Source organism: Vibrio sp. 1727 (genome assembly GCF_033344415.1).
GTDB classification, from domain to species: Bacteria; Pseudomonadota; Gammaproteobacteria; order Enterobacterales; family Vibrionaceae; genus Vibrio; species Vibrio alginolyticus.
Genome location: NZ_JAWPOT010000004.1, coordinates 78,734 through 104,439, shown reverse-complemented (window position 1 = coordinate 104,439; position 25,706 = coordinate 78,734). Strand labels below are relative to the sequence as shown.

The window sequence follows — 25,706 nt, the reverse complement described above, 5'->3', positions numbered from 1 at the left end:
GTTTTGCTATCGATTAACGATGCTTGTTGCGTGCGCCTTGGTCACCAGCAGTCTTCTTCGGCTTACGACGAGAAGGGTTGTTGCTGCGACCTTTTGGCGTGTTAACACGCTCTTCATGGCGCTTAACTGCGCGACGAATTTTTTGGCTGCGTGCACGCTCACGTTTGCGTGACGTGTTGTCTTTGTTCAGATCAAGCATGGTTTCTTTCTCTGGACGAAGCTCTACAAGCTCACGCAAGTAGTTTACTTCTTTCAGGTCAAGCTCCATCCAACCGCCACGAGGCAGTTTCTTGTCTAAGAAGATGTCGCCGTAACGAACACGTTTCAGACGGCTAACGGTACACTCTTGCGATTCCCATAGTCGACGAACTTCGCGGTTACGACCTTCATTGATAACAACGTAAAACGTGTGGTTCATGCCTTCACCACCCGCGTAAACAACATCTTCAAAGCGAGCTAAACCGTCTTCCAGTTCAACACCTTTTACTAGATTACGAACTTTCTGTTCAGTTACTTCACCGAACACACGTACTAAGTATTCACGTTCAACTTGGCGGCTTGGGTGCATTAAGCGGTTCGCCAGTTCACCATCCGTTGTGAAAAGTAGAAGACCAGAAGTGTTCGCATCCAGACGACCAACTGAAATCCAACGAGAGCCACGAATTTTTGGCAGACGATCAAAAACAGTACGACGACCTTCTGGATCGTGACGAGTACACAGTTCACCCTCAGGTTTGTAGTACGCAAGTACACGACAAATCACTTCTTCTTGAATCTTTGCAGAGACAATGTGACCATCGATACGAACTACGCTGCTCTCGTCTTCAAGTCTTTCACCAAGCTTAGCGACTACACCGTTCACGCTAACGCGACCAGATTTAATTAACGATTCAATCTCACGACGAGAACCGTGACCAGCACGTGCTAATACTTTTTGTAACTTTTCGCTCATTTATCTACCTATGTGTCGTCTTCACAGACGTCTAGACCAGGATTGGTCTGCATTTTGCTATTTACCCATTTCAGTGGGATTTTTCGGTCGGACATTATACGTAACTTTCTTAGTTAATGTAAGCTAAATCGGCGCCATTCTCCACACCAAAATTCACTTCAAAAATGACCGAAATATTTGTCCTATTCTGCAACTTTTTTACTACTTAATGCAGGCATTGCTCAACGAGAATCCCACTAATATCGGTCTTCCTGAACCACTTTAACCACGCTGTACCTGATAAAATTGTCAGGGTTACAACAATAACCACTTGGGGTGTGTTTACTGTTCGTATTGCTAGAAAGCAACGAAGAATAAGCCGTCCCTGTTTGCTGCTAAGTAATACCAATCACCGCAGACAATGAGCGCTCATAGCAAAACAAGGTCGTGGGTAGCAAGACAAAAATTGTCTTTAAGTCATTAGTTCACATCAAAAAATAACACTAATGCTATCGTGTACTCTGACTCTCTAGGTTCGCTCTGCACTCTCGGCGATTGGCATAAATCAGACAAAAAGGAATAGAACAATGTCTATGCTAAATCTCGACCTAAATTGGATTTTTGGGACATCTCAAGATGACGATATGACAGGCACAAAAGGCTCTGAAACAACCGATATTTTCTTCGGCTTCTGTGGTGATGATAAGTTTGTAGGATACGGAGGTAATGATATTGTCTTCGGTGGCTGGGGAGATGATACCTTGCTTGGTGGCCGAGGTAACGACTTTGTTTCTGGCGGCTTTGGAAACGATTTCCTATCCGGAGGATTAGGAAACGACAAACTCTTTGGTGGCTGTGGCGACGACACAATTTTTGATTATTCAGGCAACAACTACTTGAGTGGTGGCTGGGGTAACGACACCCTCGTTGTTGGTGATGGTGAATCAGTACTGAGCGGTGGCTGTGGAGACGACACCTTCGTGCTTACAAACCGCCTGGCTATTGGTGTACCTGATCAGCCAGTATCTTCCAACGATATTGATGTCAAAGCCGACATTGTCGATTTTAATATTTTCCATGACAAACTTGTCTTTGATATGGGCCGAGACACTGATAACGATGGCATTCGAGATACGTTCTTGGATTCAGCGGATGATCTGACTTTATCTTACAATGAATGTGGCTGGGCAGTATTCTCAAGTGATGAATACAATGTTGAAGTGACACTAAACGGTGTGAGCTCTGCATACATCAACTATGCAGAACAAAATGGTATCGACATTTTCGATTTTGCTTAACCTCAATCAGTTAAGTTCAATGAGATATTCGATATGACAACTAAAATAGGAGGCGCGATGCCTCCTATTTTGTTTGGCGGTGGTGCGTCTACTATTCGAATGGTGCAGGGTCACCTGATCCCAAACGAACTACAACAGGTTCACCTTCGCTAAAGTCAATTACAGTCGTAGGTTGTTCACCTAGGTAACCGCCATTAAGAATCACATCAACCGCATGTTCTAGTTTATCGCGAATATCCTCTGGATCAGATTCTGTTACGTCACTGCCAGGTAGAATCAACGACGTAGACATCATCGGTTCACCTAATGCTTCCAACAAGTCCAAGGCAATTTGATTGTCTGGGACACGGATACCGATGGTCTTACGTTTTGCATTCATCAAACGACGCGGCACTTCTTTTGTGCCTTTGAAGATGAAGGTGTAAGGACCTGGTGTGTTATTTTTCAGCAGTCGGAATGCAGAGTTATCCACTCGCGCATAGAGAGAAAGCTCCGACAAATCACGACACAGTAAAGTAAAGTTATGCTTATCATCCAGACGACGAATCTGACAGATTCGTTCCAGTGCTTGTTTGTTCTCCAACTGACAGCCAAGTGCGTACCCTGAATCAGTAGGGTAAACCACAACGCCGCCGTTACGAATGATTGCTACTGCTTGATTAATCAAGCGAGCCTGTGGGTTTTCTGGGTGAACGTAAAAAAACTGGCTCATTGTAATTCCTCATTATCGAGCCTCTCGGCTCTATATTTTTATGGGTTCTCGACTTCGTATTACTGAGTATTATTCAACGAAGGATCTATTCCCCAATCTTTCCAAACTGGTTCGACGCCAGCAGGCAACCATAGGTTCCTTCCTAGCTCCATCCACGGTGATGGGTAGTGAAAATCACTGCCTTGAGAGGCTAATAGTTTGTATTGTATAGCATAATCAGCCAAGTTGCGCCTTTCTTGTTGCGCTTGCTGTGGCTGTGCAACTTCCATCGCATCACCACCTGCTTCGACAAACGCTGCTAGAAGACGCTTAATCCACTTCGCTGTCAACTTATATCTGCCAGGATGCGCTAATACCGCCATTCCACCAGCCGCATGGATAGCATCAACCGCATCCTTCATCGAACACCAATTCGGTGGTACATAACCTGGGTTATTACGCGTTAGGTATTTTTTAAACACCATTTGCATGGTTTTTGCGTAACCATTATCTACCAACCATTTCGCGAAATGCGCTCTTGTCACTGGAGCATCACCGGCGATTTGCCTTACCTCTTCAAGCACACCTACTCGAGTTGCTTTTTGTAGTCGCTCTGCAATTAACTCAGATCGTGTTATGCGATGCTGCTTCTGCTGTTCTATGAGGGCAGATAATTGTTCATTTTCCGGATCGATATTCAGGCCGACAATATGAATGTCTTTGTTTTGCCAGACGGTCGATATCTCAATGCCATTGATGATTTTTATCGGCAAATTATTATCTTGAACGTATTGCTTAGCTAACGCCAAACCGTCAACCGTATCGTGATCAGTGATCGCCAAAACCTCGATATCAAAACTCAGCGCCCTTTCCACTAAATCTTTAGGCTCTAACCGACCGTCCGATGCAGTGGTGTGACTATGTAAATCAATTCTCATATTTTTATCGTTTTAATGCCGTTTTGGGGTTGACTTTTTACTCTCGCACTAGTTAACTAGTACACAAATACAAAGTACGTAATTTAAGGTTCACCATGTTACAAGAATTTAACCAAAACCAAAAAGCGAAAGTTGCGGTTTGTCTTAATAAGGCAAACTCATCAGATCTTGCTTGGTGGCGCACTTGGACTAGTTCTTGGTGGGCAAACGTATACTTCTAGTTTATAGAACCAAACGTTGTAAAGCCCGCTACTTAAGCGGGCTTTTTTGTTTTGTTGCTCATTTCACATTCAACTGCCTAAACATTAATCGAATATAGCCAACTCTAGATTGGGAGAACGTTTGCTTTATGCGACTATGTACGGCAGGAAGATTTAAACAGCTACAAGGAGGTCTTGTGAACAAGGCCATTGAAATTAAGAAACTTGGACAGCTTGAAGTGCTAACGGCTTCCGTCCCTTATACTCAAGACCCGACTCGCTTGTTCCACACACTATGTGAGAACAAAACTGACAGCCTATTGCTGGAATCTGCTGAGATCGATTCAAAGCAAAATTTAAAATCCCTGCTGATCGTAGATTCAGCGGTTCGCATTGTTTGCTTCGGCCATACCGTTAGCATGCACGCCTTGACCAATAACGGTAAAAACCTACTGTCTCACCTAAACCAGAACATCCGTGGTGACGTTGAGAGCAAGTTCGATGGCGAAACGCTAACTTTGCAGTTTAACCAGCCATGCGACACGTTAGATGAAGACTCTCGCCTACGTGAAGCCTCTTCTTTCGATGCGCTGCGTTTGGTTCAGCATAGTTTTGATATTTCACAGCAAGACAAACACGCAATTTTCCTTGGTGGTCTGTTTGCCTACGACTTAGTCGCAAACTTTGAGCCGCTTGGTAATGCCGAAGCAACAAATCAGTGTCCAGATTACGTTTTCTACGTCGCGGAAACACTACTTGTTGTCGACCATCAAACGGAATCTTGCCAGCTTCAAGCGACGTTGTTTGTTGATGGTTCAGAGAAAACAGCGTTAGAGACTCGTATTGCAGAAATTAGCGCCCAATGTGCAGCGCCAAAACTGTTGCCGAGTGCAGAGCAAATAACAGATGTAACGGTAGAACCTAGCGTGTCTGATGCAGACTTCTGCCAAACCGTTCGCGACTTAAAAGAGTTCGTAGTGAAAGGCGATGTATTCCAAGTTGTACCGTCTCGTAGATTCACTCTACCTTGTCCTTCTCCACTGGCTGCTTATAAAGAACTGAAACAAAGTAACCCAAGCCCTTACATGTTCTACATGCAAGATGAGCTGTTCACTCTGTTTGGCGCATCACCAGAAAGCGCGCTTAAGTATGAAACCGATACCAACCAAATTGAAATCTACCCAATCGCAGGCACTCGTCGCCGCGGTAAGCGCCCTAACGGCGAGATTGATTTCGACCTAGACAGCCGCATCGAACTTGAACTGCGCACCGACATGAAAGAAAACGCAGAACACATGATGTTGGTTGACTTGGCACGTAACGACGTCGCTCGTATTGCTCAAGCTGGTACTCGCCACGTAGCAGACCTTCTAAAAGTCGACCGCTACAGCCACGTAATGCACTTGGTGTCTCGTGTGGTTGGTCAACTGCGTGAAGACCTAGACGCACTGCACGCATACCAAGCTTGTATGAACATGGGCACGCTCACTGGTGCACCAAAGATTCGCGCAATGCAGTTGATTCGCGATGTAGAAGGCGCACGTCGCGGTAGCTACGGCGGTGCGGTTGGTTACCTAACTGGTGAAGGCACACTCGACACGTGTATCGTCATTCGCTCAGCTTACGTAGAAAACGGCATTGCTCAAGTTCAAGCTGGTGCAGGCGTGGTGTTCGACTCTGATCCGCAAGCGGAAGCAGACGAAACGCGCGGCAAAGCACAAGCGGTAATCTCTGCTATCCAAGCAGCGCATAAGTCACAATAAGGAATAGGGTTCAGAGATGGCTAATATCATTTTTATCGACAACTTTGACTCGTTCACCTACAACCTTGTGGATCAATTCCGCTCGCTAGGTCACTCAGTCAAGATTTACCGAAACAACATTCCAGCAGAAACCATTGAACAAGCGATAAACGAGCTTGAAAACCCGGTGGTTCTGCTGTCACCAGGTCCTGGTGCACCGTCAGAGGCAGGCTCAATGCCTGAGCTTATCCAACGCATGAAAGGCAAAGTGCCGATGATCGGTATTTGTCTTGGTCACCAAGCGATTGTTGAAGCTTACGGTGGCACCGTTGCTGGCGCGGGCGAAATCATTCACGGTAAGGTCTCTATGATGGAGCACCAAAACCATGCGATTTACCAGAACCTACCATCACCACTTGCAATTGCACGTTACCATTCGCTGGTTGCGACCAAGGTTCCTGAGAGCCTAACCATCACAGCAGAAGTGGATGATTTGGTAATGTCTGTTGTACATGAAGAAGATAAAGTTTGCGGGTTCCAGTTCCACCCGGAATCTATTATGACGACCTACGGAGCAACACTGTTGGCCAATGCCATCGAATGGGCACTTGAAGAACAAACTTCAGCGAACCCACTCACTGCTTAAAAAGCACTTGGCACATAAGAAATTTAGGAGAGGAAATATGGAAGCAATCATCAACCCTATTATTACCAAACTGTACGAGCAAGAATCGCTTACTCAGGAAGAGAGCCAACAGCTATTCGACATCATTATCCGTGGGGAACTAGACCCAATTTTGATGGCGTCAGCACTAACTGCACTAAAAATCAAAGGCGAAACGCCGAATGAAATTGCAGGCGCGGCGAAAGCACTGCTGGCAAACGCAAACCCATTCCCTCGTCCAGATTATGATTTCGCGGATATCGTAGGTACTGGCGGCGACGGTCACAACACCATCAACATTTCAACCACTGCGGCGTTTGTTGCTGCAGCATGTGGTCTAAAAGTAGCGAAACACGGTAACCGCAGCGTTTCAAGCAAATCGGGTTCTTCTGACCTTCTTGATTCATTTGGTATCAACCTAGCTATGAGCGCAGAAGATACGCGCAAAGCGGTAGACGATATCGGTGTTGCTTTCCTATTTGCACCTCAATACCACGGTGGTGTGCGCCATGCGATGCCAGTGCGTCAAACCATGAAAACACGCACCATCTTTAACATTCTTGGCCCACTGATTAACCCTGCTCGTCCTAACATCGAATTGATGGGCGTTTACAGTGAAGAACTGGTTCGTCCTATCGCAGAAACCATGCTACAAATGGGTATGAAGCGCGCCGCTGTAGTACACGGCAGTGGTTTGGACGAAGTAGCAATTCACGGTGAAACAACCGTTGCCGAAATCAAAGACGGTAAGATCACAGAATACAAATTAACGCCTGCAGACTTCGGTCTAGAAGCGCACCCACTAGAAGCAATCAAAGGTGGCGATCCTGAAGAAAACAAAGCAATCATTACCAATATTCTGACGGGTAAAGGTACAGACGCACAGTTGGGTGCAGTGGCAGTAAACGTTGCTCTGCTAATGCGTCTATTCGGCCACGAAGATTTAAAAGCCAACACGCAACAAGCGATTGAGGCAATGAATTCAGGCAAGGCGTACCAATTGGTACAACAACTTGCCGCACACGCTTAAGGAATTGAAGAAGATGACTGACTTCAACACTCAGCAAGCTGACAACCTGTCTGAACACGTTTCTAAGAAAGAAGCAGAAATGGCAGAAGTACTGGCGAAAATTGTCCGCGACAAATATCAGTGGGTAGCAGACCGTAAGGTGTCTCAACCGCTAAGCACATTTCAGTCTGATTTGCTGCCATCGGACCGCAGCTTCTACGATGCTCTGAGTGGCGAAAAGACGGCCTTCATCACCGAATGTAAGAAGGCATCTCCTTCTAAAGGTTTGATTCGTGATCACTTCGACTTGGATTACATTGCATCGGTTTACAACAACCATGCTGATGCGATTTCAGTCCTAACAGACGAGAAGTACTTCCAAGGTAACTTTGACTTTCTTCCTCAAGTGCGTGGTCAAGTCAAACAACCGGTTCTGTGCAAAGACTTCATGGTAGATACCTACCAAGTTTACCTAGCGCGTCATTACAGTGCTGATGCTGTCTTGCTAATGCTGTCTGTCCTCAATGACGAAGAGTACAAAGCGCTAGAGGAAGCAGCGCACAGCCTGAACATGGGTATCTTGACCGAAGTCAGCAACGAAGAAGAGCTTCATCGTGCAGTTAAGCTAGGCGCACGCGTTATCGGCATTAATAACCGTAACCTTCGCGACCTAAGTACTGATTTGAATCGTACTAAAGAACTGGCACCGACCATTCGCGAACTGGCTCCTAACGCAACAGTAATCTCAGAATCTGGCATTTATACACATCAACAAGTTCGTGATTTAGCGGAATACGCAGACGGCTTCTTGATCGGTAGTTCACTGATGGCGGAAGACAACCTAGAACTTGCTGTACGTAAAGTGACGTTAGGCGAAAACAAAGTGTGTGGCTTAACGCATCCAGATGACGCAGCAAAAGCGTATCAATCTGGCGCAGTATTTGGTGGCCTGATTTTTGTCGAGAAGTCGAAGCGTGCGGTTGACCTTGAAGGTGCTCGCTTAACCATGAGCGGTGCTCCACTGAACTACGTGGGCGTTTTCCAAAATCACGATATCGATTTTGTTGCTTCTGTCGTCACCTCTTTGGGTTTAAAAGCGGTGCAACTGCACGGTCAAGAAGACCAAGCTTACGTAAACCAACTCAAAGCCGAACTGCCAGCAACGGTAGAAATTTGGAAAGCTTACGGCGTGACTGATGCCAAGCCAGAACTGCTAGCAGACAACATTGATCGCCATTTATTAGATGCGCAAGTTGGCACTCAAACTGGCGGAACCGGTCAAGTGTTCGACTGGTCACTGATCGGCGACCCAAGTCAAATTATGCTAGCGGGCGGACTGTCGCCAGAAAATGCTCAACAAGCAGCGACACTAGGTTGCTTGGGATTAGATTTAAACTCTGGTGTAGAAAGCGCACCAGGCAAAAAAGATTCACAGAAGTTGCTCGCGGCATTCACTGCTATTCGCAACTACTAAAGCTGGATATCAGCTAAAAAATTTAAAGCTATTCGTAGCGAAAAATACGAGAAGGAATATAACGATGGCAAAACTGAATGCCTACTTTGGCGAATACGGCGGTCAGTACGTTCCGCAAATTCTAGTTCCAGCACTGGAGCAACTAGAGCAAGCGTTTATCGACGCGCAAGAAGATCCAGAATTCCGCAGCGAATTCATGACGCTTCTTCAAGAGTATGCGGGCCGCCCAACGGCTTTAACTCTAACTCGTAACCTAACCAAAGGTACGAAAACCAAACTGTACCTAAAACGTGAAGACCTACTTCACGGTGGCGCGCACAAGACCAACCAAGTGTTAGGTCAAGCGCTACTTGCAAAACGCATGGGTAAAAACGAAATCATCGCAGAAACAGGCGCAGGCCAACACGGTGTAGCAACTGCACTAGCGTGTGCGCTGCTTGGCCTTAAGTGTCGCGTTTACATGGGTGCAAAAGACGTTGAGCGTCAAAGCCCGAACGTATTCCGTATGAAGCTAATGGGCGCAGAAGTTATTCCTGTCCACTCGGGTTCAGCAACGCTTAAAGACGCATGTAACGAAGCGCTACGCGACTGGTCTGCAACTTATGAAGACGCGCACTACCTACTAGGTACAGCGGCAGGTCCTCACCCATTCCCAACGATCGTGCGTGACTTCCAACGCATGATCGGTGAAGAAACGAAGAATCAGATTTTGGCACGTGAAGGTCGTCTTCCTGATGCGGTTATCGCATGTGTGGGCGGTGGCTCAAACGCGATTGGTATGTTTGCTGACTTCATCGAAGAAGAAAGTGTTCGCCTAATTGGTGTTGAGCCAGCAGGTAAAGGTATCGATACTGACCAGCACGGTGCACCACTTAAGCATGGTAAAACAGGCATCTTCTTCGGTATGAAAGCGCCATTGATGCAAGATCCAAACGGTCAAGTAGAAGAGTCTTACTCGGTATCTGCTGGCCTTGATTTCCCTTCAGTTGGCCCACAACACGCACACCTAAACGCAATTGGCCGTGCTGAATACGACAACGTGACAGACGATGAAGCACTAGAAGCATTCCAAGAGATTGCACGCCATGAAGGCATCATCCCTGCTCTTGAATCTTCTCACGCCGTGGCACACGCACTACGTATGGCACGTGAGAATCCAGAAAAAGAGCAATTGTTGGTTGTTAACCTATCAGGTCGTGGTGATAAAGATATCTTCACTGTACATGCCATCCTAGAAGAAAAAGGAGCAATCTAATGAGCCGTTATGAGAAGATGTTTGCGCGCCTAAACGAAAAGAGCCAAGGCGCATTTGTACCGTTCGTAACGGTTTGCGATCCAAACGCAGAGCAATCTTACAAAATCATGGAAACACTGGTTGAGTCTGGCGCAGATGCCCTTGAACTTGGTATTCCATTCTCAGATCCACTAGCCGATGGCCCAACCATCCAAGGCGCTAACATTCGCGCGTTAGAGTCAGGTGCAACACCAGATATCTGCTTTGAGCAAATTGGTAAGATCCGAGCTAAGTACCCAGAGCTACCTATTGGCCTTCTGATGTACGCGAACCTTGTTTACTCTCGTGGTATCGAAAACTTCTATGAGCGTTGTGCAAAAGCAGGCATCGATTCTGTTTTGATTGCAGACGTACCAACTAATGAAAGTACTGAGTTCGTTGCGGCTGCAGAGAAGTTTGGTATTCACCCAATCTTCATCGCACCACCAACGGCAAGTGATGAAACACTGAAGCAAGTATCAGAGTTAGGTGGCGGCTACACTTACCTACTCTCTCGTGCAGGTGTTACTGGCGCAGAAACCAAAGCAAACATGCCTGTAGGTCATATGCTCGATAGACTGAACCAATTTGATGCGCCACCAGCGCTACTTGGTTTTGGCATCTCAGAGCCTGCACAGGTGAAACAAGCACTAGAATCTGGCGCCGCTGGTGCAATTTCTGGTTCAGCCGTGGTCAAAATCATTGAAGCGAACGTTGATCAGCCACAAATTATGCTCGACAAGCTAGGTGAATTCGTTTCTGCAATGAAAGCTGCCACTCAAAAATAATTTCAGTTTGATATGACATAACAACGCCCGCTTAACATTATGTTTAGTGGGCGTTTTCTTACTATCGCGTTTATACCACGTCATTTTTTGTTCAACGCCCGCACTTTCCAAATCTATCTCAAGCAGAGCACTCAAAGAGTGTTAAGCTTGGGTAACTTAACTAACTCAATAAAGCAATGTGCAGTAAGGTTGCTACATGGAAGAAGTCAAAACACTGCTAGCCAAATGTCCTGTACTATCAGGGCTGCCAGATAAAGGGCTTAGTGAAGCAGCGCAAATGACTAAGGTTCGCTGCTTCGACGAAAAAGCACTGATTTGCAATAAAGGTGCGCTTCAATCTTCTCTTATGGTCATAGCTCAAGGTGCAGTGAGAGTGAACTCAATTAGTTCAAAAGGCAAAGAAGTCACACTGATGATTTTCGAAGCTGGTGGCTGGTTTGGAGACAATGTTTTTTCTCCCGGCATGCCTCGTATTTTTGGTGCGACCGCGCATTCGGACGTGACTGTAATGGAGCTTCCTGGAGATAAATTTCGCCAATTACTCGCCAAATACCCTCAAAGTTACCCCACTATACTCGACTTACTTAGCCGCCGCTTGTGGTCTGCTATTTCTGTTATCGAAGATGACGCGATTAGAGGAATTGAAGAACGAGTCGCCAAAAGGTTGCTGCTACTTGCTGAATACCAACTTAATCAAGCGATCGATACTCGACCATGCGTTGTCAGGGTAACAAGAGAACATATCGCTAACATGATGGGGCTAACTCGTCAGAGCGTACACAAGATACTAAAACGATTAGAAAGTATTGGGATGCTAGAGCTAAACTATGGCTCAGTAACCATTACCAATCCGAAACGCTTAGAAGAATACTTTAAAGAACTCGAGCAATAGATCCATTCAACAAACGGTAAGTATTGTCTAACGATAGCTAAAAACCTTATGCATCTAATTGGTCAAGAGCACAACACCATTTGCACTTAGGCAAGTGGCGCTGTGACACAAAAACCATTGAATTGACTAAGCTATATTCAATTCAGATTTCAACTCACGTTTCAAAATCTTTCCTGTCGCACTCATCGGGAGGTGTTCACGAATTTCGACATAACGAGGATATTTAAACGAGGCTAATTGCTCTTTACCCCACTTTTGTAATGAATCGGCGTCAATGTATTCTTTTGGTTTAAGTACAACGTAGGCTTTTATCTCTTCGCCATACTCTTCATTTGGAATCCCTATCACCGCGACCATTGAAACGGCAGGATGAGTCATGAAAACTTCTTCAATTTCTCTGGGATAAACATTAAATCCACCTCGAATGATCAGATCTTTCATTCTATCGACAATAAATAAATTACCTGAACTGTCAAAGCGGCCCACATCACCAGTATGGAACCAACCATTTTGTAGCGCAGATTCAGTAACTTCTGGGCGGTCAAGATATCCCTTCATAACATTATGACCACGCACAACAATCTCACCTTCTTCGCCTATCGGTAGTGCATTGCCTTCAATGTCGATAACTTTTACTTCGACGCCTTGAACCGGTTGACCTACCGAGCCTGGTATTCGCTCCTGATCTAAATGATTAAAACATGCAATAGGACTTGTCTCCGACAACCCGTATCCTTCTAAGATCGGCACATTAAATGTTTCTTCAAAGGTTCGAAAGATTTCGGTTGGTAATGGCGCACCACCGCTTACTGCAACACGCAATGACGAGGTATCAAATTGATGCTGCACATGAAGCAGACCGATGTACATCGTTGGCACACCAGCAAATATCGTCACCCTATGTTTTTCCACCAGCTCAAGAACATGTTTAGGCTCAAACCTAGGCACTAACACCAATGTTGCCCCGCCCAAAACACTAGCATTTAAGTGGACGGTTTGACCAAATGTATGAAATAAAGGCAAAGTTACTAAGTGAATATCATCGGCCTGGCTGCCCATAATGTTTTGTGCCACCAGAGCGTTCATTATGATGTTCTGCTGAGTCAGTTCAGCGCCTTTTGGTAAGCCTGTCGTCCCTGATGTATACAAAATCACACATGTATCATCCGCATTACGCGGTATATAATCCGGCAACGGTTGGACATCGGCTATAAACGCATTGAGAGTTATTACACCATTCCAATAGCTTTCATCTTGAGATTGAGTCAATACGACTATGCCTTCGCATGTATCGACTTGTTCAAAGGCTTTGACACCCTCTTTTGCCATTGGCAGTTCTTTCGTCCCTTCAAAGCAGAAATAAAACTTCGCTTTTGAATCTTCTAAGTGATACTTAATTTCTCGCGCTTTCAAAAGCACATTTAATGGGACTGCAACCGCGCCAGCTTTTTGTATTGCATAATAAACAAACGCGAAAAAAGGAATGTTTGGGCATGAAATCGCAACGCGGTCACCTGGCTTTACGCCTTTATTGATTAAAGACGCTGCGATCTTGCCGGCGATCGCATCAAACTGCGCATAATTTATCTTTTCAGTGCCACATATCAACGCCGTTTTATCTGGTTTACTCGCAGCATTTCTTTGTAACGCAGCAGCAAGATTCATCATAGTCTCTTCACCTCTTACTTGTCTTTCTCGTCTAATCAGCTCAGGAGCATTAACTAAGCAAGTTATCTCTAACACTGGATCGTCAGCATTTGAGTCTCACCAGTCATTACAATTTAACATTATGTTTACAACGCAATTAGAGCCAAGAATGTAAAGCAATTAACATTTCAGAAGGCAAATTAATAAAAGTGTGAGCTTGAAAGAGATGAATTGTTATAGATATCAACCCAAGTCACTAAAAACTCTGACTGCAATAGCAAATACAAAAGCGGTTAAAATTAACAAAAAGAAAACAAATAAAGAAAAATAAACTTGAACAATCCTAAGCGCGACCCTTATAAGAAAAATCAATAGCAAACGTTTGCTATTGAACAAAACTTTATCGTTCGTCAATAAAATATCGATTAATCCATCAATAATACCTTGCTGCATATTGCCAATTGTAAACGATAAGTGTAAAAAGCAAGGCGAGATAATTATCCGTAAATCCATTTATGGTTAGTGGGTAATTTTAGGATTTTACATTTTATTAGCACAGAGGTTATGGAAGTGTTAAAAGAAAAGAGTTTGCTAAACAACATTGGCGTACAAGTCGTAATCGCCATGATCGTGGGCACAGCCGTTGGTGCCATGATGGGTCATGATGCGACAGTGTTCGCTCCTTTAGGTGCTATCTTTATCAACTTAATCAAAATGTTGGTTATTCCTTTGGTCGCTGTAGCCTTGATTTCTGGCGCCGCTGGTCTTGGGAACAGCCAGTCAGCAGGTAAAGTTGGCATCGTCACTCTAGGTTATTTTGGTTTAACATCCGCCCTAGCCGTTGCGCTTGCACTATTTATGGGTGAAGTATTCCAACCAGGCATGGGTATCGACGTCTCTGGCGTTGAAGGCATGTTCTCAGCAGAATACGCTTCAAAAGGTGAACTACCTACTTTCTGGGCAACCATCACTGGTATGATCCCAACCAACGTTTTCCAATCACTAAATGAAGCAAACATCCTACAGATCCTCGTTTTCTGTATGTTCTTTGGTATTGCGATTTCTAAGCAAGCAAAAGAGCGTCGTGAACCAATCATCAATGGTGTTAACTGCATCGTTGACGCAATGGTTTGGATGATCAACAAAGTAATGATCATTGCACCTATCGGTGTATTTGGTCTGATGGCAGAAGCCGTCGGTACGTTCGGTTTTGGTGCGCTAATGGTGGTGTTTAAACTGTTCGTTGTTTACGTTGCCGCCATCCTAATCTTCGGTTTCGTTGTTTACCCAGCAATGGTGCATGTTTTCACGAAGACATCTGCGAAGAAATTCCTGTCTTCAATGAAGAAACCGCAAGCAGTTGCGCTTTCAACAGCGTCTTCTATGGCAACACTGCCTGTTACAATGGACACCTGTGAAAAAGAGCTGGGCGTAAAAAATTCAACTGCATCATTTGTTCTGCCTCTAGGCGCAACGATCAACATGTCAGGTAATGCGATTTACTATGGCTTGGTTGCTATCTTCTTTGCTCAACTGTTCAATATCGATCTAGGCATGGGCGCTTACATTGCAATTATCGTAACGTCTACATTGGGTGCGGTTGGTCAAGCGGGTGTTCCTGGCCCTTCTTTCCTAGTGGTTGCCGTGCTTCTTGCCGCTGGCATTCCAATTGAAGGTCTACCGCTGCTATTCGCTCTTGACCGTATTTTCGATATGATTCGTACAGCACTGAACATCACAGGTGATGCTGCATGTGCAGTTATCGTTGATGCGCTAATTGAAGAAGAAACGGCAGAAGCTGAGCTTAAAAAGCAAGAAGCCTAACCCTTTCTTGAATAGACCAAAAACCGCTCATAATGAGCGGTTTTTTTGTCTTTTCTTGCATTACGTAACTATACAAATAGAAACCGATGGCATAAATTTTTCAAAATGATATAAACCATTACAAAATATAACAAAACGTTAGAGCTAGGTTATATCATGAGTCTTGAGCAATCTTTGGAATATCTCACCAAAATAAATTTGCCGATCGAATCAAAGCAGCAGGCCCTGGTTGACTCAGTTATTCTTGCCCTAACGAAACAAAAACGAGATGCTCTTTTTCAACAGGTTGCTCTGTATCGAATAAAACTGCTTAAATCTCTCTTTCCTAAACACGCATCAAAAAGTCTTTCTGCACTATTTGAGTTAATGGATTATCGAGATTTAGTGCAACAGTATCCGACAGGTTTCTCCAAAGAGATTCGTTTACTTGAACAACTTGCCGCAGATTGTTACCCGCATTGGATGGTTTTCTGGTGTCAATGCGAGATCGAAGCAATCAAGCAAAAATATCCTTCAAACGAAGCTGCGATTCCTACTCCGCTTCCGTTTGACGACCACAGCTATACTAGCGTGTTAATTGAAGATATCGCAGATTGCGATCTTGAGGTAATGCTGCCAAATCATGCAGCGTTAATGCCGATTTCCGAAGCGATCACACTGAGTAATCTTGAGCTTTTCGTCCAAACTGAACAATGGTTTGAAATCTTGCCTCTTTTATCACTCTCGCAAAAAGGGCAGCACTTTGCCCTCTTGCTCAAATCGTCATCTTCACCAATCATGGTCTCCTCTGCTTTAGTGCAAAGCTGGCATCAACGAAATAACTGGCTCAGTTACTCACCACAGTTTAGTAACGAACAATGGCAGTTTTGCTTTCCTAATCATGGGTACAGTGTTCTCAATCAACTGGGTATTTTGGAGTGTCGTGCTCTAACTCATGAGCACACTCTTATTGAGTTTGATGCTCAGTTTCAATCTCGTGTAAAGAACAGTGAAGCGGTTTGCGAAGTACTGCGTCTTACGGTGGGAGGCAACATTCAACAAAAGCTGTATTTTTTGTATCTGGCGCAAAAAACTATGATGAGCGAGCTCTATAAAGCAGGCTATAAGCTCGGCTTTACCATTATTGAGCAAGTATTTATGTTAAATTTCTATCAATCTATTGATTTAAGTGCCTACTTTCACTCAGGATACCGCGACATTAACGGTGACGGTACCAAGACATACCGCGGTTTCTGGAATTTAGGTATGATGGTTGAAGCATTTCAAGACATACAATTTCGCGACTACAAACATTGCGTACGAACAAAAAGAATGGATAAAAAGGTGAATGAGCATGCTTGATGTTCATTTGCACGGTCTCTTTTACCCAAAAGCAATGGCATTGTACGCGACTGTACTAATAGTATTCGCTTGGCTACTGTATTACTGCTATCGCCTAAAACAGAAGAGTGAATCAATCTTAGGCTCGCATCACGCGCCTTACATCGCTTATTCCAGCTGTATCATTGTTTGGATAAGCAGCAACGCCTATTTCCATACCGATTTATTGCCAGAATTAGGCTCTGTTGGTGGCATTTTTATGGCTAAGTTAGCGAACTTAGCGTCTTTTTTCGCCTTTGCGTTTGCATTCTATTTTTCTTGCCAGTTAACCGCAGATGTTAAAAAAACAGCGGTCAAAGCCTGGCAAAAAGTCGTCTTTGTCGCACTAGCAACGTATTCACTGTACATCAACTTAGTACCGAATCTTACTGTCGAAAATGTCACCATTAGTGGTCCAAGCCAGTTCGTCATTAAATTTGGCCCACATACCTCATATTTTTTCATTAGTTTGCTAGCTTTCGTGGTACTAACGCTGCTTAACTTGATTGCCATGCGCGCTAACAGCAGCAAGCTCACGTTAGCAAAAAGCAACTATATGATCGCTGGCATTTTGGTATTCATGTTATCTACGGCAGTGATACACCTTGGAATGACGTATTTCCTTGGCGACTTCTCCCTAACTTGGTTACCACCAGCACTTTCAATCAGCGAAATGTTGTTTGTGGGCTATGCCCTACTTACCTCTCGCTTCTACAGCGCTAAATATCTCACGTACTTAACGGTAAGCGCGCTCTTAGTCTGCGCCATTTTTGTTCTGCCGCTAGGGGCGATATTTATTCCTATCTCTGAAGATAACCAATGGCTTGTTGCGGTACCTTTATGCGCGCTTATCGGTATCAGTTGGCACTTGCTTTTTAAGCGAGTCAGTCGTTTCGCTTCATATTTTATTTATGGGAAACGACACACTCCCGTTCAGCAAATCCTTGGGTTAGAGGAAGAGTTTAAACGCTCAATAGATGATGCTATGCGTCAGTTGGCATCGTTACTTAACATACCAAACAACAAGCTACAGCTAGTCACTAGCAATTACACAGAAACGTTTTACGAAGAGTACCTGCCGTCAAGCAAGTCAGTTCTCGTGCTTGATGAGTTGTCTGAAGAAATTGATTATGCCTCCTCTTCTAAAGGGTCGATGAGAAAGCTCTACGAGCGTATGCGCTCAAGCAATACTGCGCTCGTTATGCCTCTCTTCGGTCGTGGAAAATCTGTTACTCACTTGCTGATTTCTTCACATAAAATAGATAATAAGCTGTTTTCTAATGAAGAAATCTCAGCTCTGCAAACGTTATTAGTTCGCATCCAGAGCACCATTGAAGCCGATAGAAAGGTACGCCAAAGCCGTGCGCTGGCTAACTCCATTGCACATGAAATGCGTAACCCTCTCGCTCAAGTACAATTACAATTTGAAGCTTTAAAACAGCATATAGAGTCAAACGCCTCACTGGATATGCTAAAAAGAGAAATTGATAAAGGTGAAGCCGCTATACAACGCGGTCGACAACTTATCGATATTATTTTACGAGAAGTTAGCGACAGCTCACCAGAGCATGAGCCTTTAGCTCTCACTTCCATACATAAAGCCATCGACCAAGCAGTAAGCCGTTATGGTTTTGAAAACGATCAAATAATTGAGAGAATTAACCTGCCACAGGCACACGATTTTGTCGCGAAGTTAAATGAGACCCTGTTTAACTTTGTCATTTTCAATTTGATTCGTAACGCTATCTACTATTTTGATTCTTATCCCGACAGTCAAATTGAGATTCGTACCCAGACGGGGGCTTACGAAAACATTCTGATCTTCCGAGATAGTGGGCCAGGTATAGATCGCAGTATCTTACACAAGATATTTGATGACTTTTTCTCGTATCAAAAAAGCGGAGGCAGTGGCTTAGGTTTGGGCTATTGCCAACGTGTTATGCGCTCCTTCGGAGGACGAATAGAGTGCCAGTCTGAATTGAGCGAGTTCACAGAATTCTACTTGTATTTCCCAGTCGTACCAAACGCACCAAAACCAGAGACATTGAGAGCACCGGACTTTGATAACTGGAAAGCAACTCCATCACATTCTGAAAATCATTCAGCTCAACACGTACAAGTATGTAAAGATGCACCAACAGTGCTCATTGTTGATGACAAAGAGGTGCAACGCACCTTGGTACAGATGTATTTAAAAAGATTGGGAGTCAACAGCTTACAAGCAAATAATGGAGCCTCTGCGGTAGAACTATTCCACTCTCACAAGATTGATCTCGTTCTTATGGATGTCCAAATGCCGGTAATGAATGGATTTGACGCCAGCCAGCGGATTAAGCAAATCACATCCTCCGTTCCAATCATTGCCTTATCTGGTGAGTCTGGAGCTAGAGAGTTGGAGCTAATTTCGAAACTCATGGATGACAGGCTCGAAAAGCCCACCACGTTAAATGCACTTCAAGTCGTCATCCAAAGATGGTTACAGAACGAGAATTTTGCACCTTCCAGCACTTTTTAATTTGCAAATATAGAATTGGCACTAGATGTGCATTATTGGAGTAAATCGAATTATCCAGAAGGTCAAGCAGGCTGCAAATGAGTAGCGTATGAGCTTGATAAGGAGATCGCCATGTTACTTCATCGACATACATACTACGGCTTGATTCATCATGGAATCAAAACACTGTTACTTGATCGCTTAGGCCACTATACAGAAGAAGAGTATCATCAATATCTGAGCCGTATGACTGGTAAATCCACTTGCTTCACGATGTCTCTCGAAGAGCTAGAAGCAACGGTCGATAACTTACTACGGGAAGGCTATTTAGAAGATGTAAAAACGCTTATTTCCCAATATCAACGTGTTGCTTAAGGTTTAAAACTCTCAACTTTATTGCCGCCTCATCGCGGCAATTTTTATTCCTTCCATGTGCTGTTTCGACATGGAAGAATCTTGCGGTCTATACGATATACTAAGCGTTACTATTCTTACCTTAACTTCCTCAGTATTCACATCTTGTCAGATTCCGTTAGACTGTCTTCAATTCAATAATTAGGTAGATTTTGCCATCATGAAGCAGATCCTAGACTTTATACCACTCATCGTTTTCTTCGCTTTATACAAGCTGTACGACATCTACGTAGCGACAGGTGCACTGATCGTAGCAACAGCCATTCAACTTGTCGTCACCTACGCGCTGTATAAGAAAGTCGAAAAGATGCAGCTAATAACATTTGTTATCGTCACTATCTTCGGCGGCATGACCCTTTTCTTCCACGACGACAATTTTATAAAGTGGAAAGTCACCATCATTTACGCGATTCTGGCGATTGGCTTAGCAGTGAGCCACGCATTGGGAAAATCAGCTATCAAAGGAATGCTAGGCAAGGAAATTACGTTACCTGACGCTGTTTGGGCAAAGATTAACTGGGCTTGGGTTGGCTTCTTCTCATTCTTCGCTGGCTTAAACATTTATATTGCTTACGAATTGCCGTTGGATGTTTGGGTTAACTTCAAAGTATTTGGAATGTTGATCGCGACATTTGCCTACATGATTGCGACTGGCTTTTACATTTATAAACACATGCCAAAAGAACAAAAAAATAACTCATCCGATGTGTCCACTGATGATTAAAAACTCAGTTTTGCTATAATCCGCGACTTCACAGCGACCTTAGGGTCGCTGTTTTGCTCCATGTATCAGTAAACCGCTCAAACAACGTACCGTTTTCAGACCATTCTTGCTGCTGTAAACCAACTTTCTCTGGTCCGGTATCTGCGGTTTTTTAAGGACCTTTGGTTCTAGGTATTTACTATGTTGGCGCTTAGTTTGAGCGCCTTTAAGATTTAGGATGTCACAATGAGTCAAGAAATTAGCTCTCCGAAAGGTCAAATGCTGCTTCGTACCCTTGCAATGCCTGCAGATACAAACGCCAATGGCGATATTTTTGGCGGTTGGATAATGTCTCAGCTCGACTTAGCGGGCGCGATTCTGGCAAAAGAGATCTCTTGTGGTCGCGTTGTCACCGTTTCGGTATCAAGCATTACGTTCAAAAAACCTGTTGGTGTGGGCGATGTCGTATGCTGCTACGGCGAATGCACTAAGATCGGCCGCACATCCATGAGTGTCGATTTGGAAGTATGGGTCAAACCCGTCAAAGCTCACGGTGTTGGCGAACGCTTCATGGTTTGTGATGCGACCTTCAACTACGTAGCCATTGACAGTGAAGGTAAACCACGTCCGGTTCAGAATTAGTCAACCTACAACGCTAACAGTTAGAAAGGATCTCACATTTTCTGTTGTTCACTTGTGAGAGACACAAAAAAGGCGTTAAATTAACACTTTACCCTACCAATTAAGGAACTATGCTATGTGGTATGTCATCTTTTCACAGGACGTTGAGAACTCGTTGGAAAAACGCATGAGCGTTCGCCCACAACACTTGGATCGCTTACAAAAGCTACAAGACGAAGGTCGCCTTCTTACAGCTGGTCCGATGCCTGCGATAGATTCTGACAATCCTGGTGAAGCTGGATTTACGGGCTCAACTGTCATCGCTGAATTCGCTTCTCTAGAGGATGCTAAAGCGTGGGCAGAAGCCGATCCTTATGTAGCGGCTGGTGTTTACGATCATGTAATCGTGAAACCGTTCAAAAAAGTGTTTTAATTTATGAAAAAATTACTGTGTCTTTTCTTGGTATTTGGTGCTCTGGCTGGCTGTTCATCAACCGATGATAATCAGCGCCAACTTGAGCTTATGGCATCAAACCGAGCAGGAGTCTTGTCTGCGGGCCTCCCTTTAGAGTACGGTCCACTGCAAATAATGCGTGTCTCATCCAACAAAAATGTTGTAGAGATGATGATGATTTATAACGATGGCGCACTCGGTGCAAAGCCGTTAAATCAAGTACTGAATACCAGTATCTATACCTACTGCAGCAACCCAGAAGTTCGCAAGCAAATTGATATGGGCTTGATGTATCGTATTAAGGTACGTAATTCTCGCGGTCAGTTGATGGCAGATGAGTTGGTTTCCGCACAGACTTGTACTCAGGTGAAGTAGCTACAGTAATTTTTGTTGCTTTCGGCATGAGACGATGATTCGCTATTATTGGATAATCTGAAAACGAAAGTTAACAATTAAGAATAGAAAAACGGAGACCACAGTCTCCGTTTTTATTTGCTGCAACGATGTGTTACGCCAGCTCAGCACGGAGCTTCTTCGCCGCTGAAACCAGATTTGCCAATGCGGCTTCTGTCTCCTTCCAGTTTCGTGTTTTCAGACCACAATCTGGGTTTACCCACAAACGTTGAGCCGGAATTTTTTCTGCCGCTTTCTTGATTAAACCTTCAATCCATTCTTCCGTAGGAATGTTTGGTGAGTGAATGTCATAAACACCAGGGCCAATTTCGTTCGGGTAATTGAACTCTTCAAATGCTTTCAGCAGCTCCATATTTGAGCGAGATGTTTCAATGGTAATGACGTCCGCATCGAGTGCCGCAACCGAATCAATGATTTCATTGAACTCGCTGTAACACATATGAGTGTGAATCTGAGTTTCTGGTTTTGCACTTGCCGCAGAGACCTTAAACGCATTTACGGCCCATTCTAAGTACGCTTTGTGATCGCGTTTTTTGAGTGGTAAACCTTCTCGAATGGCTGGCTCGTCAATTTGAATGATATTGATGCCTGCATCTTGCAGGTCAGACACCTCATCACGTAGTGCCAAAGCAAGTTGCTGCGCAATTTCTTGACGTGTGATGTCTTCACGTGGGAACGTCCAACATAAAATCGTTACTGGTCCAGTCAACATGCCTTTCATCTGTTTGCTGGTTAGCGATTGTGCGTACGTCGACCATTCAACTGTGATCGGTTTTTCACGTTCAATGTCAGCAACTACAATGGCAGGTTTCACACAGCGAGAACCATAACTCTGTACCCAACCAAATTTGGTCGTTTGAAAACCCGCCAAGTTCTCAGCGAAGTATTCCACCATGTCGTTACGCTCTGCTTCACCATGAACTAGCACATCTAGGTCGAGCGCCTCTTGACGTTTTACTGCGTCAGCAATATGTCCTTTAAGTGCTTGGATATATTCAGACTCAGATAATTGACCTGTACGATAAGCGCTGCGCTGCACCCGGATTTCATCCGTTTGAGGAAAAGAGCCGATTGTCGTTGTTGGCAACAAAGGCAAGCCCAATACTTCAGCTTGATGCGCAGCACGCTCCGCGTAAGGTGCGCTGCGCTCGGCAAGTGACGCAGTAATACTGTTTAAACGTGCTTGAACTTGTGGCTTATTCACATGCGTTGCCGTTTTACGTGCTTTGATTGGCTGGCTGTAGGTATCACAAGCGAGAATCGCATCTTGATCACCATCGAGTGCGCGGCCAAGCAAGGCGACTTCTGTTACTTTTTGTTTTGCGAACGCAAACCAGCTTTTCACTTCCTCACTGAGTTCTGTTTCCTGTTCCAGATCAACCGGGCTATGTAGCAAAGAGCATGAGCTCGCAACCCAAAGGTTGTCGCCCAGTTTTTCTTTTACTGGCTGTAGACGTTCAAGTTGCGCACTCAAATCCGAGCGCCACACGTTACGACCGTTGACCACGCCAGCAGACAGCACCCACCCCTCCGGTAGTTTGGCAACCACGTCGTCAAGCTGCTGAGGCGCGGCAGATAAATCGATATGTAAACCATCCACTGGTAGCTTTACAATTTTGTCTAGCGTATCGCTTATAGAGTCAAAGTACGTCGTTAGCAGCACTTTTACATCGCTTCGAATCACTTGGTACGCTAGCTTGAACGCATCAGCCCATTTGCTTTCTAGCTCCAGTGACAAAATTGGCTCATCAATCTGAACCCACTCAACACCTTGACTTGCGAGCTTTGCCAAAATAGCTTGGTAAGCCGTAAGCAATCGTGGCAGTAGCGTCAGGCGATCGAACCCTTCTTCTACCTCTTTACCTAAGTAAAGATAACTGACTGGACCAAGCAAAACTGGCTTCACTTTATGCCCAGCTTGGGTTGCTTCGTTGACTTCTTCAAACAGTTGAGGCCAACTCACTTCAAATGTATCGTCCTTGCTAAATTCAGGTACGATGTAGTGGTAGTTTGTGTTGAACCATTTAGTCATATCCGATGCTGCAGCGCCCGCACAGCCGCAACCCGCTTGAGATTGACCGCGACCCACTTTGAATAGCGTATCCAAATCAGGGAAACCGTCTGCGTGACGTTTTGGCACGTGACCCAGTAACAACGTGGTCGTCAGTACATGATCGTACCAAGCAAAATCGCCAGCGGTGGTAAAACTCAAGCCAGCATCTGTTTGCGTTTGCCAGTTTTTAGCGCGCAGATCTGCTCCAACCTTTTTAAGCTCTGCTTGATCAATTTCTCCGCGCCAGTATTTTTCCTGAACGAATTTTAATTCTCGTTTTTCACCGATGCGTGGATAACCTAGTACGTGCGTTGTTGTAGCCATGTCCCTATTCCTTTTTCAATCTTGTTTAATTTGTTTGGGTCAGAGTATCTTTCGTCATGAAAGATGTCTGGATGGCTAAACTATCGCTCTCATCTGCGGTTTGAACAACGTCCATTTATTCAACTTGTTTATTAAAAAAATTCATCATGAGGCGACATGATTCGCAAATAAACACAACAAATAGACGTCTAGACGTTTACATATCCATTTTTTGTCGTTAAGTTATTTACACGATTGCTATTCTGTTCATAGCGAGCAACAAAGGATGAAAGGAATTCATGATAGAGCTAAAACATTTGCGGACACTCACTTCGCTTCGAGACACTGGCTCTCTAACGGCAACAGCGACCGCTTTACATCTCACTCAGTCGGCACTGTCTCATCAGATCAAAGATTTGGAGGCGCGAATTGGAGGGCAACTGTTCCTGAGAAAGACTCGTCCGGTGAAGTTCACTTCAGAGGGAGAAATCCTATTGCGTCTTGCAGAAGATATCCTTCCGAAACTCGCAAGAGCAGAAAATGATTTAGCGAGCTTGAAAGAAGACGTCAATGGCCGATTACATATGGCCATTGAATGTCACTCTTGCTTCCAATGGCTAATGCCTGCACTTAGGGAGTACCAACTTGCTTGGCCTAGCGTAACATTGGACTTTTCCTCTGGTTTTGGCTTTGAACCACTCCCAGCTCTATTGGCAGGCGAACTCGATCTCGTTATTACTTCCGATATCCAACCTCGATCCGAAGTCCACTACGAGCCTCTATTCGACTTTGAAATGCGTTTAATTACCGCAACCAACCACCCATTGGCGGAAAAAGAAATTATTGAGCCGCAAGATCTCGCAGATCAAACCATGCTCTCTTATCCGGTTCAAAAACAAAGGCTAGACGTCGTAAAACACTTTCTTCAGCCAGCAGGAATAGAACCTGCGAAATGGAAGCAAGCCGACAACACTCTCATGTTAGTTCAGATGGTCTCTGCTGGATTAGGGGTGGCGGCACTACCCAATTGGGCGATTTCTGAATTTTCTCGCCAAGGTCTTATTACCAGTAAACCTTTCGGCCAAGGCTTATGGCGTCGCTTGTTTGCTGCAACGCGTCACTCAGAGAAAGAAAAGCGTTACTTACAAGCTTTTTTCGCAACCGCGAGGCTACAATGTAAAAGCCACCTTGACGGAATCAAGGTGGCTTAAAAGATTTGGATTATGAAAGGCTTAGCGTTGATATGCTTTAAATTGGTTAGTCAATGGATCGTACTGATAACCGAGCATATCAAGCTTGCCGACTACAGACTCTACATCCATCTCATACACTGATACTAACTCGTCAAAACTGTCGCACTCTAAACGTAGCTTTTCGTTGACGATACCTAGCAAAATAGTGCTGTCCAGATTACCTACATTGCTTAAATCCATCGCGACTCTCCTCTTGGACAAGGTATATAAATAAGCGTAGTAGTAATCACGCGAATTTAAAGTGAGTGCGATCTAAAACGTGATCAC

24 protein-coding genes and 1 other annotated feature are annotated in these 25,706 nt (G+C 44.5%); of the genes, 18 read left to right on the top strand and 6 right to left on the bottom strand.

The window, feature by feature from the left end; genetic code table 11:
* Positions 1-13: 13 nt before the first annotated feature.
* Positions 14-952 carry a 23S rRNA pseudouridine(2605) synthase RluB gene (gene rluB / locus R8O10_RS06590; RefSeq protein ID WP_005376798.1) on the bottom strand — a complete coding sequence of 313 codons (939 nt, stop codon included), beginning with the start codon at positions 950-952 and terminating at the stop codon, positions 14-16.
* A 566-nt stretch (positions 953-1,518) separates the two neighbouring features.
* Between rluB and R8O10_RS06585 the strand changes: the two genes are divergently transcribed.
* Positions 1,519-2,229 carry a calcium-binding protein gene (locus tag R8O10_RS06585; protein ID WP_005376796.1) on the top strand — a complete coding sequence of 237 codons (711 nt, stop codon included), beginning with the start codon at positions 1,519-1,521 and terminating at the stop codon, positions 2,227-2,229.
* Between the two features lie 91 nt (positions 2,230-2,320).
* Here R8O10_RS06585 and R8O10_RS06580 read toward each other — a convergent pair whose 3' ends face one another.
* Positions 2,321-2,941, bottom strand: coding sequence for an L-threonylcarbamoyladenylate synthase (locus R8O10_RS06580; protein ID WP_005376791.1), 621 nt, complete (start codon positions 2,939-2,941; stop codon positions 2,321-2,323).
* Between the two features lie 59 nt (positions 2,942-3,000).
* Entirely contained in the window at positions 3,001-3,858 is an 858-nt protein-coding gene (gene rnm, locus R8O10_RS06575; protein WP_005386777.1) for an RNase RNM, read from the bottom strand.
* Between the two features lie 95 nt (positions 3,859-3,953).
* Here rnm and R8O10_RS06570 point away from each other — a divergent pair, with 95 nt between their 5' ends.
* The 8 genes from R8O10_RS06570 to R8O10_RS06535 all read left to right on the top strand — a co-directional run bounded on the left by R8O10_RS06570 (position 3,954) and on the right by R8O10_RS06535 (position 11,900).
* A complete protein-coding gene (locus R8O10_RS06570) occupies positions 3,954-4,079 on the top strand; it encodes a trp operon leader peptide (protein ID WP_005376787.1) in 126 nt (41 codons plus the stop codon).
* Positions 4,026-4,129 (top strand) — a sequence feature (Trp leader region). It overlaps the preceding gene by 54 nt.
* A 126-nt stretch (positions 4,130-4,255) precedes the next feature.
* Positions 4,256-5,821, top strand: a complete 1,566-nt coding sequence (locus R8O10_RS06565; protein ID WP_033905669.1) for an anthranilate synthase component 1 — start codon at positions 4,256-4,258, stop codon at positions 5,819-5,821.
* A 16-nt stretch (positions 5,822-5,837) separates the two neighbouring features.
* Positions 5,838-6,446, top strand: a complete 609-nt coding sequence (locus R8O10_RS06560; protein ID WP_054577683.1) for an aminodeoxychorismate/anthranilate synthase component II — start codon at positions 5,838-5,840, stop codon at positions 6,444-6,446.
* A gap of 37 nt (positions 6,447-6,483) precedes the next feature.
* Positions 6,484-7,494, top strand: coding sequence for an anthranilate phosphoribosyltransferase (gene trpD, locus R8O10_RS06555; protein WP_054701255.1), 1,011 nt, complete (start codon positions 6,484-6,486; stop codon positions 7,492-7,494).
* A gap of 13 nt (positions 7,495-7,507) precedes the next feature.
* Positions 7,508-8,947 carry a bifunctional indole-3-glycerol-phosphate synthase TrpC/phosphoribosylanthranilate isomerase TrpF gene (gene trpCF, locus R8O10_RS06550; RefSeq protein ID WP_054577043.1) on the top strand — a complete coding sequence of 480 codons (1,440 nt, stop codon included), beginning with the start codon at positions 7,508-7,510 and terminating at the stop codon, positions 8,945-8,947.
* 64 nt (positions 8,948-9,011) lie between these two features.
* On the top strand, positions 9,012-10,202 hold the full coding sequence (gene trpB, locus R8O10_RS06545; protein ID WP_005376781.1) for a tryptophan synthase subunit beta: 1,191 nt from the start codon (positions 9,012-9,014) through the stop codon (positions 10,200-10,202).
* The gene (gene trpA, locus R8O10_RS06540) at positions 10,202-11,008 is read left to right on the top strand and encodes a tryptophan synthase subunit alpha (protein ID WP_054577044.1); all 807 of its coding nucleotides are present in this window, start codon (positions 10,202-10,204) and stop codon (positions 11,006-11,008) included. Before trpB ends, trpA begins: the two co-directional genes overlap by 1 nt.
* Positions 11,009-11,204: 196 nt before the next feature.
* The gene (locus R8O10_RS06535) at positions 11,205-11,900 is read left to right on the top strand and encodes a Crp/Fnr family transcriptional regulator (protein ID WP_005376777.1); all 696 of its coding nucleotides are present in this window, start codon (positions 11,205-11,207) and stop codon (positions 11,898-11,900) included.
* A gap of 126 nt (positions 11,901-12,026) precedes the next feature.
* Here R8O10_RS06535 and R8O10_RS06530 read toward each other — a convergent pair whose 3' ends face one another.
* Entirely contained in the window at positions 12,027-13,568 is a 1,542-nt protein-coding gene (locus tag R8O10_RS06530) for a long-chain-fatty-acid--CoA ligase (RefSeq protein ID WP_042522823.1), read from the bottom strand.
* Between the two features lie 543 nt (positions 13,569-14,111).
* Between R8O10_RS06530 and R8O10_RS06525 the strand changes: the two genes are divergently transcribed.
* From R8O10_RS06525 to R8O10_RS06490, 8 genes are all read left to right on the top strand, one after another.
* Entirely contained in the window at positions 14,112-15,371 is a 1,260-nt protein-coding gene (locus R8O10_RS06525) for a dicarboxylate/amino acid:cation symporter (RefSeq protein WP_005376774.1), read from the top strand.
* Between the two features lie 156 nt (positions 15,372-15,527).
* Positions 15,528-16,712, top strand: a complete 1,185-nt coding sequence (locus R8O10_RS06520) for an acyl-homoserine-lactone synthase (protein WP_318191236.1) — start codon at positions 15,528-15,530, stop codon at positions 16,710-16,712.
* Positions 16,705-19,245 carry a hybrid sensor histidine kinase/response regulator gene (locus R8O10_RS06515; protein ID WP_318191234.1) on the top strand — a complete coding sequence of 847 codons (2,541 nt, stop codon included), beginning with the start codon at positions 16,705-16,707 and terminating at the stop codon, positions 19,243-19,245. The genes R8O10_RS06520 and R8O10_RS06515 overlap by 8 nt, the downstream gene beginning before the upstream one ends.
* A gap of 111 nt (positions 19,246-19,356) precedes the next feature.
* Positions 19,357-19,599, top strand: coding sequence for a hypothetical protein (locus tag R8O10_RS06510; protein WP_318191233.1), 243 nt, complete (start codon positions 19,357-19,359; stop codon positions 19,597-19,599).
* Between the two features lie 199 nt (positions 19,600-19,798).
* Entirely contained in the window at positions 19,799-20,362 is a 564-nt protein-coding gene (locus tag R8O10_RS06505; protein ID WP_005376769.1) for a septation protein A, read from the top strand.
* A 225-nt stretch (positions 20,363-20,587) separates the two neighbouring features.
* Complete coding sequence (gene yciA, locus R8O10_RS06500) at positions 20,588-20,983, top strand: acyl-CoA thioester hydrolase YciA (RefSeq protein WP_005376768.1); 396 nt, start codon at positions 20,588-20,590, stop codon at positions 20,981-20,983.
* Between the two features lie 115 nt (positions 20,984-21,098).
* Positions 21,099-21,395 (top strand): YciI family protein, encoded by a 297-nt coding sequence (locus R8O10_RS06495; RefSeq protein ID WP_005386727.1) that lies wholly within the window; start codon positions 21,099-21,101, stop codon positions 21,393-21,395.
* Between the two features lie 3 nt (positions 21,396-21,398).
* Positions 21,399-21,791 (top strand): GspS/AspS pilotin family protein, encoded by a 393-nt coding sequence (locus R8O10_RS06490; RefSeq protein ID WP_005386726.1) that lies wholly within the window; start codon positions 21,399-21,401, stop codon positions 21,789-21,791.
* Between the two features lie 133 nt (positions 21,792-21,924).
* On the opposite strand, the gene metE is transcribed toward R8O10_RS06490, so the two are convergent.
* The gene (gene metE / locus R8O10_RS06485; RefSeq protein ID WP_085569780.1) at positions 21,925-24,207 is read right to left on the bottom strand and encodes a 5-methyltetrahydropteroyltriglutamate--homocysteine S-methyltransferase; all 2,283 of its coding nucleotides are present in this window, start codon (positions 24,205-24,207) and stop codon (positions 21,925-21,927) included.
* Positions 24,208-24,485: 278 nt separating this feature from the next.
* Here metE and metR point away from each other — a divergent pair, with 278 nt between their 5' ends.
* Positions 24,486-25,397: an HTH-type transcriptional regulator MetR gene (metR, locus tag R8O10_RS06480; RefSeq protein WP_005386724.1), complete on the top strand. Its 912-nt coding sequence runs from the start codon at positions 24,486-24,488 to the stop codon at positions 25,395-25,397.
* 21 nt (positions 25,398-25,418) lie between these two features.
* On the opposite strand, the gene R8O10_RS06475 is transcribed toward metR, so the two are convergent.
* Complete coding sequence (locus R8O10_RS06475) at positions 25,419-25,619, bottom strand: DUF4250 domain-containing protein (protein WP_005376762.1); 201 nt, start codon at positions 25,617-25,619, stop codon at positions 25,419-25,421.
* Positions 25,620-25,706: the final 87 nt, after the last annotated feature.